Raw genomic sequence first — 12,879 nt, 5'->3', positions numbered from 1 at the left:
AAAGCACATGAAACTATTTTATACAGTAGTGTGTAAATACTACACATACTGCTTGTTTTTTTATATAGATGGTTATAACATAAATTTATCGAGAGCAGTATTTAGACATTCTTTGTAGGTTTTGCCAATGGTGATTTTGTTTCCCTTGGCAATAATATGGTTATCTTCTATGCTGTCGATATTAGTTAAATTGACTATTGATGAATTATGAACTCTCATAAATTCTTTGGGTAATACATCTATTAATTCTTTTAGAGATTTGTAATAGGTGTATTTTGTGTTATCTACAGTTATTATTTGTACATAATTCCCTAAACCAGTAATGACAGCGATAGTATCAAAGTATAGTTTAATTATCTTTTTATCGGTTTTTATGAAAGTAAATTCTTCGGACGTCATTATGGTTTTGTGATTTGTGTGGATTTTCAAAATTACATAAATACTATTGTATTGATGGTGTGGATAATAAAAAAATCCCCACAAACATATGCTTGTGAGGATTCTATTTGTATTGACAATTTTTAGACTGACTACTTAAAACTGTAACTACTACTTAAAATTATGCATTCGCCGTAACAGCTTCTTTATCAATTTTTCCAATTAATCCAGCTAAAACTTTTCCTGGACCTACTTCTGTAAATAAAGTAGCACCATCAGCAATCATTTGTTGTACAGATTGTGTCCATTTTACAGGAGCTGTAAGCTGAATGATTAAATTCTTTTTTATTTCGTTTGCATCAGAAACTGCACTTGCAGTTACGTTTTGATATACTGGGCAAATAGGAGTAGAGAAAGTTGTTGCTTCAATCGCAGCAGCTAATTCTTCTCTTGCAGGCTCCATCATTGGTGAGTGAAAAGCTCCACCAACAGGTAATATTAAAGCACGTTTTGCACCAGCAGCTTTCATTGCTTCACAAGCTTTTTCAACAGCAGTAGTTTCGCCAGAAATCACTAATTGTCCAGGACAGTTATAGTTTGCAGCAACTACAATTCCGTCTATCGAAGCACAAACTTCTTCCACTACGTTATCTGCTAATCCTAAAACTGCAGCCATTGTAGATGGAGTAATTTCGCATGCTTTTTGCATTGCCAAAGCACGTTGAGAAACTAATTTTAATCCGTCTTCAAAAGATAAAGTACCGTTTGCAACTAGAGCAGAAAATTCTCCTAAAGAATGACCTGCTACCATTTCTGGTTTAAAATCTTCTCCCAAAGTTTTGGCTAAAATAACCGAATGCAAGAATACAGCAGGCTGGGTTACTTTGGTTTCTTTTAGTTCTTCGGCAGTACCTTCGAACATGATATCTGTGATTCTGAAACCTAATATTTCATTAGCTCTTTCAAATAATTCTTTGGCTAAAGCCGAATTTTCATATAAGTCTTTGCCCATTCCTGTAAATTGTGCACCTTGACCTGGAAATACGTATGCTTTCATTTCTTTTAATTTAAAAATTTAGTGATTCTAAGATTGAAAAATTAGTTTCAATTGAAAGACAAAAATACTATTTTTTTAGCTTGAATAATTCTTAAACATGTAAATCCATAACAATCTCGAAAGTCGGATATTAAAGAAAGAAAAAGCAATAATCACTACGGCAATAATTGGAATGATTCTTAAATCGAAATTTTTTTCAAAGAAAAATTGAGCAATGCAATAAGTAGCAATGCCTTGTGCTACAGTTAGTCCATAGCTCATATACATGGCGCCAAAAAAGAAACCAGGTTCTTTCTCGAATTTAAAACCACATTCACTACAAGTTTTGTGCATTTTTGGAAATTTGAATGTGAAAAATATATTTTTCTCATCTAGAACTTTTCCTTTGTGACAATTAGGACATTCATTTCTTAAAACATGGGTGATCATATATGACATAATTGATTCATTTTTTATTATATACAAAGATACCGCGCTGGTTTTCAATTCTGTTTTTATATCTTCGCTTATTATAGCACAATAAAGACATTTATAGCATGAAAAAGTATCCAATTTATAGCGTTACCAATTTTAGTTGTAATGATACGAGGAGTGATTTTTATGTTAATTCGTTTACCGAACATTTAAAAACACACAGTTTTGTCGAGAAGCCACATCGTCATGATTCCTATTTAATGGTTTTGTTTACGGATGGTTCTGGAATTCATGAGATTGATTTTGATAGATTTGATATAAAAAAAGGAAGTTTGTTTTTGCTTCAGCCCGGACAAATCCATTTTTGGAGTTTAGCACAAGATATTGAAGGATATGTTGTAATCTTCTCTCAGGAAATGTACAACCTGTATTTTGGTCAAAAAAAAATCAATGATTATGCTTTTTACAGTTCGATAAATAATAAACCTCAAGTTTATTTTGATGCCGATTCTATAAAAGGAATTGCGCCTTATTTTGAGTTGTTAATGCGAGAAAGTAAGCAGAAGAATAAATACCAGTTGGATAAAATGCTTAATCTTTTAGATTCAATTCATATAGAAATTGCAAGGAAATATGATGATTCTGATGTTCATGAAGTACATCCTTATAACATAAAAATAAAGAAATTTGAAGAGCTTTTGGAACTTCATTTTAAGACTAATAAATCGCCTTCATTTTACGCCGAACAATTACATATTACCTTAAAGCATCTTAATAGAATATGTAATGATATTTTAAAAAAAACTGCGACAGAAGTAATTACAGACCGAGTTGTTTTGGAGATAAAAAGAATGCTAATTGATAAACAACTAGCAGTAAATGAAATTGCAGAAGAAGTTGGGTATGATGATTATTCGTATTTCTCTAGAGTCTTTAAAAAATATACCAACTTATCGCCAACCGAGTTTAGGAATTTGAAGAAGTAGCTTTTTTTTGAGAGGTGAGAGAAGCAAGATAAGAGAAGTAAGATGAGGGCTGAAAGAAGCAAGAAGCAAGATGAAAACGGTTGTCAGGCTGAGCGGAGGCGAAGCCCCGCAAACATTCGGTGTTGTTTAGAAAACACAAAAAACAAAACCCTATACTTCTTTCAAAGCATAGGGTTTTAACCAAATTAAATACTAAAATTTATGTAGGGGTAATTATTGTTTTGCAAATTGCAATTCGATATTCAAACGAACATCATCGCTTACTAAAACTCCACCAGCTTCTAATGCTGAGTTCCAGTTTAATCCCCAATCTTTACGGTTGATTTTTCCTGTAATATTCAAACCAACTTTTGTGTTTCCCCATGGGTCAGTCATGATTCCGCTAAATTCTACCGGAAGTTTAACTTGTTTTTCAACACCTCTGATGTCTAAATTACCAGTAAGTTCGTAATTACCATCGTCTATTTTTGTAAATGAACTAGATTTAAAAGTCATTTTTGGACTATTTTCTATATCAAAGAAATCAGCACTTCTTAAATGATTGTCTCTATCTGTGTTTCCAGTATCAATAGATTTGATGTCTGCAGAAAAAGTAATCGCTGCGTTCTCAAAGTTATTCTCATTGCTTGCAATAGTAGCTTCATAGTCATTAAACTTACCTGAAACATTAGTAAACATCATGTGTTTTACTTTAAAACCAATTTCTGAGTGTGTTGGGTCAATTGCCCATTTTGTAGTTGCCATAATTTTTTGTTTTTATTTATTAAATAATAGTTTTCTATAATGTTGAATTAATAATTTACTTGCATCGGAATTTCCATTAATAAAAATTCCGCATCGGTATTTGCTGTAATATTTGCTGTTTTAAAATCTTTGATTCCTATAGCATCACGAGTATTTAATTCTTGCCCGTTGATGGTTACGTTTCCTTTTAAAATAAAAGCATATAAACCGTTTCCTTCTTTTTTAACCGAATATTCTGTTGTGGTTCCAGCGTCAAAATTCCCCATATGAAACCAAGCGTCTTGATGAATCCAAACTCCAGCATCATCAGGATTCGGAGATAATACTTGTTGTAATTTATTATGTCTGTCTTCTGTTTTTAAAGAAATTTGTTGGTAACGAGGAGTTACATTGCGTTTGTTTGGGAACAACCAAATCTGTAATAATTTAGTTTGTTTATCTGCGTTTGGATTAAACTCACTATGCTGAATCCCTGTTCCGGCACTCATTACCTGGATATCTCCATGTTTAATGATTTCGGTATTTCCCATGCTGTCTTTATGAGCTAAATCTCCTTCTAGCGGAATGGTAATAATCTCCATATTATCGTGAGGATGCGTGCCAAAACCCATTCCTGCAGCAATAGTGTCATCGTTTAAAACTCGGAGTGCTCCAAATTGTATGCGCTCTGAATCGTAATAGGTTGCGAAACTAAAACTGTGATATGCATTTAACCAACCGTGGTTTGCATTTCCACGAGTTTCGGCTTTGTGTATTACTATATTTTCCATGATTGTTTGTGTTTGTTGTTATTTGATAGGGCAAATTTACAACCAAAGGAAAGGGAGAGCACTTAACCTAGATTAAGAAATGATTTTTTTGAGGTTCAAGGGTTTTTTTGAGGTTCAGAGGGGCAAAGGTTCAAAGAGACAAAGAGGCAAAGAGGCAATCCCGAAGTTTCGGGACTGAGTTGCTGAGGCTCTAAGGTTCTGAGTGATAAAGAAACAAAGACTTATTTTATCGTATAAAGCAGCATAAACTAGCCGCAATATTGTCGTCCTGAGCGAAGTCGAAGGGCCACAAAGTAATATTCCCAATCCTTGCCGAGCTACTTACGTTGGACGGTTTTTTATCCATTCTATGCTTGCAATATTGCTAATCTTTGTCGAGTTTCTCGCGGAGATCTCTCCTTCGTCGAGAAGACAAGATTGTGTGAAAACGAGAAGATAAGATTGTGTGAAAATCTAAGAAGTCTAATGTCTAAGAAGTCTAGAAATCTAATTTAACTATATTTCGCTATATACTGTTGTACAACTAAATCGGTGTTTTCATGGCGTTTCTTGTTTTCAAGTTGTGTTGGAGGCGAGGCTCTTTCTAAGCAATTTTTAACAGCACAAGTTTCGCAAGTAACCCCAACTATTTGTTTTACGACTGGTTTAGCTTCTATAAATTTGAATTTCTTTTTCATGGCTGGAGTAATCAAAATTCCAACCGAAATACTTCGGATACAGTTTTCTACAAAAGGATCTTTGGTAGCCGATGAAAAAACTAAATATTCGTTTCCGCTATTCTCATAACTCGAAATTTGAGCGTCAAAGAAATGCGCTTTGTTTTGTTTAATCGCTTCGTCAATTGTTTTAATAGAAACCCATCGGCGGCAATAATGCTCATTCATTTCATTAGCATGGGGTTCTTGCTGATTGGTAATATGAAGCTCTTTTTTTATTTGATACGTTCCCGAGCCTATATGATGGGACATTCTCAGGAAGAATAAATTCTTTAAATGAAAATCCTTTGGTAAAAGATTGGTTAATCTCTGGTAAAATGATTCAGGCGAAACATTAAATTTTTCGATTAAAGCAACAAACTCTTCAGGTCTTGGATGCTCTTTGGTTAAGAAAAGATTAATGTCGTCTATTAATAATTTCCTAGGCAGTAATAATGCTCCGGCAAAATAGGAAGCGTAAAAATTATGCAAGACCTGATCAAAATTATCAAACTTTATCCAGCTGAAGGTTAATAATCTGTCGGTTATCTCTAAGTAGTTATAAGCTATTTCTTTGGCTAATATAAAAGCCCTTTGGGGATCATCTATTTCTTTAGAGAGTAATAAAGTTTTGCTTTTAGGAACATAAATAGATCGTAAATCGCCCAAAGCTTCCTGATCTTTAAAGAAGAGTTCTTTAATTGTATAGCCGTATTCTTCTTTTAGAATGGCACTTAATTCCAAAGTTGAAATTTGATTCTCAAGATTAATCTGGAATGATTTTGAGAAAGCAACTACTTTATTTTCTAAATCTTCAAAGTAATTTGTGTGTGCTTCTTGGTAGGAACGCAATGATGCCAAGAAAAAACTTTCCCGACTTAAATTATAGTGTTGTGCAATTTCTATTATGGTGCTAATAAAGGCATTGACTTTTGCAGGAGCATTAGCAATAATATCAATCAAATCGTTTTCATGGATTCCAAAAAGCTCTAACGGAATTTCTTTTAAAATACCAGATTTTAAAATTTCGCCTATCGGTGCTAAGTTGTTATCTAGTTTCAAAGAAACCATTTGATCGTAACTTATGTCAAGATTTTCGCACAAGAGTAAAATCTTATCAGTCTTCGGATATTTCTTTCCTTTTTCTATTTCGTTCAAATAGGATTTAGAAAGGTTCGTGAGTTTGGCTAAGCCAAATAACGAAAGGTTTTTTTGCGTGCGAACCTGTTTTAATTTAAGTCCGAAAATAAGCTTGATATAGTCTTTTTCAATGTCCATAACTCAAAAATACGCATTATAAAAATAATCGCCAAAAAAATATTTTTAATATTTAGCGAACGTTCGCTTGTTTTGTATTAAACTTTTTTATAACATTGTCGTATAAAATGTATTAGCTATGAAAAACCAATTGGAAATTACAGAGACGGCAATGGAGTTTTTAGCCGAAAAAAACAATTCTTATACTGCTATCTGGACAGATGAAGCAGTAGCTTTTATAACAGAATTGCATCGAAAATTTGATTCTCAACGTAAACTATTACTGTTTCAGAGAGAGCAGAAACAAATTTTATTTGATCAAGGCGTCATGCCAACTTTTCCAGTTGAAACTAAATTAGTCAGAGAAGATAATTGGACAGCAGGATCCATTCCTGAAGATTTATTGGATAGGAGAGTAGAGATTACAGGGCCAGTTGATAGAAAAATGATTATCAATGCCCTTAATTCTGGTGCGAAAACATTCATGGCCGATTTTGAAGATAGTACTTCTCCAACATGGGGAAATTTAATGAGCGGACAAGTAAACTTAATCGATGCTGTAAATAAAACTATCAGTTTGACTGATGAGGTTAAAAACAAAACCTATCAGTTAAATGAAAATATCGCGACTTTAATTGTTCGACCTAGAGGAATACATCTTAATGAGAAACATGTTCTGGTAGAAGGTCAGGAAGTTTCGGGATCATTGGTAGATTTTGGTTTGTATGTTTTTCATAATCATAAAAAATTACTTGAAAACGGAACTGCTCCTTATTTCTATATCCCAAAATTAGAACATTATCTAGAAGCACGTTGGTGGAACAATGTTATTGAGTTTACTCAGAACTATTTAAGAATTCCTCAGGGAACGATTAAAGTAACTGTTCTTATAGAGACGATAACGGCAAGTTTTCAATTGGACGAAATTATTTTCGAATTAAAAAATCACATCGTTGGACTTAATTGTGGTCGTTGGGATTATATTTTTTCATACATAAAGAAATTCCATAAACATCCTTCGTTTTTGGTTCCAGATAGAGATCAGGTAAATATGACTTCGCCTTTCATGAAAGCGTATTCTAATTTGGTAATCCAGAGATGTCACAAAAGAGGAATCCACGCAATTGGGGGAATGGCAGCTCAAATTCCGATTAAGAATAATGATGAAGCCAATGCTATCGCTTTCGCGAAAGTAAAAGCCGATAAAGAGCGTGAGGTTCGTAACGGTCACGACGGAACATGGGTAGCACATCCAGATTTGGTTTCATTAGCAAAAGAGATATTTGATGCAGGAATGCCAACACCAAATCAGATTCATATAGCAAGACCGCATCTTACAATTACCGAGCAAGATTTGCTTGAAGTGCCAAATGGTACTATAACTGAAGAAGGAGTTCGAAAAAATATTAATGTAGGAGTTTTGTATCTGGCTTCCTGGCTTAACGGACAAGGTGCAGCGGCTATACATAATTTAATGGAAGATGCGGCAACAGCAGAGATTTCGAGATCGCAATTGTGGCAATGGTTATATAACAAAGTGGTTTTGGATAATGGAAAGCAGTTGAATCTTGCCTATTATCACAAATTAGCTTTAGATGAATTCAGTAAAATTAAAAAGGAATTGGGCGAAGAAAACTATGAAAAACGCTGGTTTCCTTTGGCTGAAAAAGTACTAGAAAGGTTGGTTGTAACTCTCGACTTTGAAAACTTTCTTACTATCCCATGTTACAAATATCTATAATGAATTAAAAATTGAGAATTAAAAATTAAAAATATTTTTTCACGCAGATTTAGCAGGTAACGCAGATTTTTAATTTAAAATCTATGGGTTTTAAAAAAATCAGAGTAGCAATAAAAAAAACTTTTTTGAGACTCTGTAGAAAACTGCAAACCGTAACTGCAAACTTTTTTACTTACTAACAACCCAAATAACTATACTATGAAAACAACAGAAGACAGAATTCAGGAATTGATCAACGATTGGTTAACAAACCCAAGATGGGCAGGAGTAGAACGACCTTACACAGCAACTGAAGTGGTTACTTTACAAGGGTCTTACGAAATAGAACATTCTATTGCCAAAATGGGCGCTCAAAAATTATGGAGAAAACTTAAAAGTCAAGATTTTGTAGCAGGATTAGGTGCCTTAACCGGTAATCAGGCGATACAAGAAGTTGATGCAGGTTTAGAAGCTATTTATTTGAGTGGATGGCAAGTCGCTGCAGATGCTAATTTGGCTGGCGAAATGTATCCTGATCAATCTCTTTATCCTGTAAATAGTGTGCCTATGGTGGTTAAGAAAATAAACAATGCTTTATTAAGAGCTGATCAAATTCAGGTTGTTAATGGAGTTCAGGATAAAAAAGATTATTTAGTGCCTATTGTTGCTGATGCCGAAGCTGGTTTTGGAGGAAACTTAAATGCATTCGAACTAATGAAATCTATGATTGAGTCTGGAGCTTCTGGAGTTCATTTTGAAGATCAATTGAGTTCTGCAAAAAAGTGTGGACATCTTGGAGGGAAAGTTTTAGTACCGACTCAGGAAGCTATTAATAAACTGGTAGCAGCAAGACTAGCAGCAGATGTTATGGGAACGCCAACTCTTATTGTAGCAAGAACAGATGCTGATGCGGCAAATTTATTAACGAGCGATGTAGATCCCAGAGATGCTCCGTTTATTACTGGCGAAAAAACTAATGAAGGTTTCTTTTATGTAAATAGCGGAATCGATCAAGGGATTGCAAGGGGATTAAGTTATGCGCCTTATGCTGATTTAATCTGGATGGAAACCAGTAATCCGGATTTGGTATATGCTAAAAAGTTTGCTGATGCTATGCGTGAACAATTTCCTGATAAAATGCTAGCTTATAACTGTTCTCCATCATTTAATTGGGCTGCTAAATTATCTGTTGCCGAGATGGAAACGTTTAGAGAAGACTTGGCTGCAATGGGATATAAATTCCAATTTATTACGTTGGCAGGATTCCATGCTTTAAATACAAGTATGTTCGAATTGTCTAAAGCATATAAAGAAAGAGGAATGGCGGGATATTCTGAATTACAGGAAAAAGAATTTGCTTTACAAAGTAGCGGATTTAGAGCTGTAAAACACCAAGCTTTCGTAGGAACTTCTTATTTTGATGCTGTACAAAATACAGTAACGATAGGTAAATCTACAACTACTGCAATGAAACATTCTACTGAAGTGGAGCAGTTTTAATTCAATAAAATTAGTTCAATATTAAGAGAATTTTAAAATTTTAACCATTAAGATATTAAGTTTCATTAAGGCCAAAGCTTAATTTTTCTTAATGTCTTAATGGTTAAATAAAAAAAAACTATTTCTTTAAAAGTCTTGCTTTCATTTTGCTAAAAAATTCGGGTGTAACGCCGATGAAAGAAGCAATTTGTTTTTGAGGTACTTTCTGGATTAGTGTTGGATATTTGGCGCAGAATTTTTCAAAACGTTCTTCGGCAGATAAACTTAGATTATCCATTAAGCGTTGCTGATTGGCAACCAATGAATTCTCGGTTAAAATCCTGAAAAAGCGTTCTAATTTTGGAATATCAAAATACAGTTGTTCTTGGTTTTCTTTGCTAAGAACGACAACTTCGGCATCTTCTACAACTTCAATAAATAGTTGTCCTGGTTTTTGAGTAATAAGGCTATACATATCGCTTATCCACCATCCTTGACAAGAAAAACTCAATACATGTTCTACAATATTGTCATTGATATTAAAACTTCGAATGATTCCTGAGTTTATAAAATAAGATTCTTTACAAACATTTCCTGCGTTTAATAAAATCGTTTTGGCTTTGTAGAAACGGGTTTCAGTTTTGGATAAAAAATGAGCTTGTTCTTCGGGAGTTAGCGAAACATGTTTGGCAATGTTTTCTAGAATTAATTCCATTAGTTGCTTTTTACCAATGTAAACGTAGTTACTTTATAACGGTTGTTTTCTATTTTTCCAGTTACTGCTGCTTTACGGATTGTATTACAAAAACCATCTTTTGCATGTGCATCGCCATGTTCGTCTATAGTAGTTCCATCTACGAAATAAGATTTTCCGTCTATGCGAACAGCTAAATCACAGCTATTTCCTTTCATCCCAAATTGACATTCTCCACAAGCTGTTTCTACAATTTGAGGTTTTTCGGTGGTTTTTTTGTCTTGTGCATTGATTGTGATACTTAAGAATAGAAATGCTAAGAATACTAATTTTTTCATCTTTTATAAAATTACAGTTATTAATTGTGCGGTTTTTTTTGCTCTTTCGACCACTTCTTCAATCGGTGTTTCCAGAATGTCGTTTGATAAAACAACTCCCATACGGCGGTAAGGCCTTGAAGTTGGTTTCCCAAAGATACGGAAGTCGGTTTTAGGTAATGCAGCAACTTTTTCGATTCCGATATAAGTTGGATTGTTTGATTCTCCAGAGGCTAGAATTACTGCGCTTGCTCCAGCTTTTTCTAAGGTTATTTCGAAAATTGGTAAACTTAAAATAGCACGTAAATGCAATTCAAACTCGTTGAAGTTTTGTGTTCCTGCTAAAGTTACCATTCCGGTATCGTGTGGGCGAGGTGAAAGTTCAGAGAAATAAACTCCTTCGTTGGTTAAGAAAAATTCTACTCCAAAAAGACCTGCGCCTCCCAAAGCTTCAGTTATTTTTTCGGCCATATCTTGGGCTTCATATAAATCTTTATCGGATACTCGGGCGGGTTGCCAACTTTCCTGATAATCGCCACGTTCTTGGCGGTGACCTATTGGTGCACAAAATAAGGTTGGATTATTATTTTGAGTAATTGTTAAAAGTGTAATCTCTGAATCGAAGTTTATAAACGCTTCTACAATTACCTCGATAACATCTCCGCGTGAACCTGCTACAGCATAATCCCAAGCTTTTAGGATGTCATCTTGGGTTTTTATAGTCGATTGCCCTTTTCCTGAAGAAGACATTAAAGGTTTTACAACGCATGGCATTCCTACTTCCTGAACCGCTTTTTGTAGTGCTGAAGCTGAGGTCGCATATTGATATTTGGCAGTTTTAAGTCCTAGTTCTTTGGCTGCTAAATCACGAATGGCTTTGCGATTCATGGTGTAGTTTGCCGCTTTCGCAGATGGAACTACTGTAATGCCTTGTTTCTCGTAATCGTAAAATCGCTCGGTACGAATGGCTTCTATCTCTGGAACTATAAAATCGGGTTTGTGTTTGGCTACGATTTTGTCAAGGGCCTCGCCATCGAGCATATTGATTACTTCAAAGCCGTGTGCAACTTGCATTGCCGGAGCATTTTCGTAACTATCTACAGCAATTATGGTTTGTCCGATTCGTTGTGCAGCGATGGTAAATTCTTTGCCTAATTCGCCTGAACCTAGGAGTAGTATTTTCATTTTGGAGTTTTGTGATGTTCTAAACAAAAATAGTCAATTTGATTAAATCTTGCTTGTTCATTACCAATTCAAAAATTCTAATGATCAAATCCTTTAAAAAGTTTACTTTTTTTTATGATTTTATGCATTATGAAAGTAATTAGAATGGAGAAAAGCCAAAAGAAAGGAATTGTTGCTTTTTGATAAAAGATTTTTCTTGCCGGAAGGGTTTTGTCTTCTTTTTTTGCCGGATAAGCAAAATCTATCCCTTTTCTATGCCATACATAAAGATGAGTTTTTCCTATTGAATCTGTTACACTTTCTTCATTTCTGGACTTATTGAGTAAAATAATTGTGTTATAATTATCAAGATCTTTAGAGTAACCATCAACTCTGGATTCAGGATCAGGTGCAAAATATGCTAAAGAATCCATTACAATGTGTTTCTTTTGATATTTATCGTAGTTAATATAAGTGTCGTTGTAATATAGAATAGTACAAATATCGCCTATAGCAGGAAAGAAACTTATCAAAGCAAAGAAAGTAGAAATGGCGCCTATTAACCGTATCCACCTTCTGTAATATATGTCGTTGCTGGTCAAATTATGAGTTTTTCTGATTAAGTTTCACAATTACTAAACTGCTAATAAAAGTGAATATCATTAATAGAAATGATAAAAATAATATCATTAGTATTGAAAAAACAATTTGATCATAAATTTGGGAATGTAATACAACAGAAATCCCATTAACAAACTGTCCAATTATATAAAGTATAAAAAGAGCTATTATGATTTTTATGCTTACTGCAAATGAGAATTGTGAGCAAGCCTGAAAATATGTTATTTGGTTTAATGAATGACTTATTTTTTTAGCTGTATTCCAAAATAGAAAAATGATGAATGATGGAAATAGAATTCCCCAGAAAATTGGATTCCAAAAAATACCAAAATCACATATTTTGACACAAAGGTCAATAAAATAACTTTCGGAGAAGATTAGCAACGGAAATATAGCACACACAAAAATTCCAGCAATAATCGAATGTTTTGTTATGCTATTATTTAGTGCCATTTGGGTTTAGTTTTGAGAGTAAAGATAAAAAAATGGAATTTATTCTCGCGGAGATTTTACAGATTTGACATATTTAATTGTTGGTTGTGTCGTAATACTGTGTGTAGACGCACTGCGGTGCGTCTCTACA

The 12,879-nt window shown here is 34.0% G+C and carries 14 protein-coding genes; 3 read left to right on the top strand and 11 right to left on the bottom strand.

Going from position 1 to position 12,879, the window contains the following annotated elements; translation table 11 throughout:
• Nucleotides 1-72: 72 nt before the first annotated feature.
• The 3 genes from OA93_RS17110 to OA93_RS17100 form a co-directional block, all read right to left on the bottom strand.
• Nucleotides 73-399, bottom strand: coding sequence for a LytTR family DNA-binding domain-containing protein (locus OA93_RS17110; protein ID WP_039114775.1), 327 nt, complete (start codon nucleotides 397-399; stop codon nucleotides 73-75).
• 160 nt (nucleotides 400-559) lie between these two features.
• Nucleotides 560-1,435 carry an ACP S-malonyltransferase gene (gene fabD, locus OA93_RS17105; protein ID WP_039114774.1) on the bottom strand — a complete coding sequence of 292 codons (876 nt, stop codon included), beginning with the start codon at nucleotides 1,433-1,435 and terminating at the stop codon, nucleotides 560-562.
• Nucleotides 1,436-1,510: 75 nt separating this feature from the next.
• On the bottom strand, nucleotides 1,511-1,873 hold the full coding sequence (locus tag OA93_RS17100; RefSeq protein WP_039114773.1) for a DUF983 domain-containing protein: 363 nt from the start codon (nucleotides 1,871-1,873) through the stop codon (nucleotides 1,511-1,513).
• A 98-nt stretch (nucleotides 1,874-1,971) separates the two neighbouring features.
• Between OA93_RS17100 and OA93_RS17095 the strand changes: the two genes are divergently transcribed.
• Entirely contained in the window at nucleotides 1,972-2,835 is an 864-nt protein-coding gene (locus OA93_RS17095) for an AraC family transcriptional regulator (protein ID WP_039114772.1), read from the top strand.
• Nucleotides 2,836-3,048: 213 nt separating this feature from the next.
• Here OA93_RS17095 and OA93_RS17090 read toward each other — a convergent pair whose 3' ends face one another.
• The 3 genes from OA93_RS17090 to OA93_RS17080 all read right to left on the bottom strand — a co-directional run bounded on the left by OA93_RS17090 (nucleotide 3,049) and on the right by OA93_RS17080 (nucleotide 6,322).
• The gene (locus tag OA93_RS17090; RefSeq protein WP_039114771.1) at nucleotides 3,049-3,579 is read right to left on the bottom strand and encodes a YceI family protein; all 531 of its coding nucleotides are present in this window, start codon (nucleotides 3,577-3,579) and stop codon (nucleotides 3,049-3,051) included.
• 47 nt (nucleotides 3,580-3,626) lie between these two features.
• Complete coding sequence (locus OA93_RS17085; protein ID WP_039114769.1) at nucleotides 3,627-4,349, bottom strand: pirin family protein; 723 nt, start codon at nucleotides 4,347-4,349, stop codon at nucleotides 3,627-3,629.
• A 491-nt stretch (nucleotides 4,350-4,840) separates the two neighbouring features.
• Entirely contained in the window at nucleotides 4,841-6,322 is a 1,482-nt protein-coding gene (locus OA93_RS17080) for an XRE family transcriptional regulator (protein WP_039114767.1), read from the bottom strand.
• Nucleotides 6,323-6,440: 118 nt separating this feature from the next.
• On the opposite strand from OA93_RS17080, the gene aceB reads away from it, so the two are divergent.
• Together aceB and aceA are read left to right on the top strand one after the other, a co-directional pair.
• Nucleotides 6,441-8,042, top strand: a complete 1,602-nt coding sequence (aceB, locus tag OA93_RS17075; protein WP_039114765.1) for a malate synthase A — start codon at nucleotides 6,441-6,443, stop codon at nucleotides 8,040-8,042.
• Between the two features lie 198 nt (nucleotides 8,043-8,240).
• Nucleotides 8,241-9,521 (top strand): isocitrate lyase, encoded by a 1,281-nt coding sequence (aceA, locus tag OA93_RS17070; RefSeq protein WP_039114763.1) that lies wholly within the window; start codon nucleotides 8,241-8,243, stop codon nucleotides 9,519-9,521.
• A gap of 118 nt (nucleotides 9,522-9,639) precedes the next feature.
• Here the strand turns inward: aceA and OA93_RS17065 are convergent, their stop codons facing one another.
• Genes OA93_RS17065 through OA93_RS17045 form a run of 5 tightly spaced genes read right to left on the bottom strand, consistent with a single transcriptional unit; the run spans nucleotide 9,640 to nucleotide 12,749 of the window.
• Entirely contained in the window at nucleotides 9,640-10,215 is a 576-nt protein-coding gene (locus OA93_RS17065) for a Crp/Fnr family transcriptional regulator (RefSeq protein WP_039114761.1), read from the bottom strand.
• Nucleotides 10,215-10,532, bottom strand: coding sequence for a DUF6370 family protein (locus tag OA93_RS17060; RefSeq protein ID WP_039114760.1), 318 nt, complete (start codon nucleotides 10,530-10,532; stop codon nucleotides 10,215-10,217). Before OA93_RS17060 ends, OA93_RS17065 begins: the two co-directional genes overlap by 1 nt.
• A gap of 3 nt (nucleotides 10,533-10,535) precedes the next feature.
• Complete coding sequence (gene purT / locus OA93_RS17055) at nucleotides 10,536-11,723, bottom strand: formate-dependent phosphoribosylglycinamide formyltransferase (protein WP_276203409.1); 1,188 nt, start codon at nucleotides 11,721-11,723, stop codon at nucleotides 10,536-10,538.
• A gap of 50 nt (nucleotides 11,724-11,773) precedes the next feature.
• Nucleotides 11,774-12,277, bottom strand: a complete 504-nt coding sequence (locus OA93_RS17050; protein ID WP_131474498.1) for a hypothetical protein — start codon at nucleotides 12,275-12,277, stop codon at nucleotides 11,774-11,776.
• 1 nt (nucleotide 12,278) lies between these two features.
• A complete protein-coding gene (locus OA93_RS17045) occupies nucleotides 12,279-12,749 on the bottom strand; it encodes a hypothetical protein (protein WP_039114755.1) in 471 nt (156 codons plus the stop codon).
• Between the last annotated feature and the right edge of the window lie 130 nt (nucleotides 12,750-12,879).

It is taken from the genome of Flavobacterium sp. KMS (assembly GCF_000813005.1).
Classification (GTDB): domain Bacteria; phylum Bacteroidota; class Bacteroidia; order Flavobacteriales; family Flavobacteriaceae; genus Flavobacterium.
The sequence above is the reverse complement of the archived record's forward strand: the minus strand, read 5'-3'. Positions and strand labels throughout refer to the sequence as shown.

Bases quoted from the DNA above. Each gene is read 5' to 3' on its own strand.
- fabD (WP_039114774.1), bottom strand. From the start codon at position 1,435: ATGAAAGCATACGTATTTCCAGGTCAAGGTGCACAATTTACAGGAATG.
- OA93_RS17065 (WP_039114761.1), bottom strand. From the start codon at position 10,215: ATGGAATTAATTCTAGAAAACATTGCCAAACATGTTTCGCTAACTCCC.
- OA93_RS17045 (WP_039114755.1), bottom strand. From the start codon at position 12,749: ATGGCACTAAATAATAGCATAACAAAACATTCGATTATTGCTGGAATT.
- OA93_RS17080 (WP_039114767.1), bottom strand. From the start codon at position 6,322: ATGGACATTGAAAAAGACTATATCAAGCTTATTTTCGGACTTAAATTA.
- aceA (WP_039114763.1), top strand. From the start codon at position 8,241: ATGAAAACAACAGAAGACAGAATTCAGGAATTGATCAACGATTGGTTA.
- OA93_RS17085 (WP_039114769.1), bottom strand. From the start codon at position 4,349: ATGGAAAATATAGTAATACACAAAGCCGAAACTCGTGGAAATGCAAAC.
- OA93_RS17095 (WP_039114772.1), top strand. From the start codon at position 1,972: ATGAAAAAGTATCCAATTTATAGCGTTACCAATTTTAGTTGTAATGAT.
- OA93_RS17100 (WP_039114773.1), bottom strand. From the start codon at position 1,873: ATGTCATATATGATCACCCATGTTTTAAGAAATGAATGTCCTAATTGT.
- OA93_RS17060 (WP_039114760.1), bottom strand. From the start codon at position 10,532: ATGAAAAAATTAGTATTCTTAGCATTTCTATTCTTAAGTATCACAATC.
- OA93_RS17110 (WP_039114775.1), bottom strand. From the start codon at position 399: ATGACGTCCGAAGAATTTACTTTCATAAAAACCGATAAAAAGATAATT.
- OA93_RS17090 (WP_039114771.1), bottom strand. From the start codon at position 3,579: ATGGCAACTACAAAATGGGCAATTGACCCAACACACTCAGAAATTGGT.
- aceB (WP_039114765.1), top strand. From the start codon at position 6,441: ATGAAAAACCAATTGGAAATTACAGAGACGGCAATGGAGTTTTTAGCC.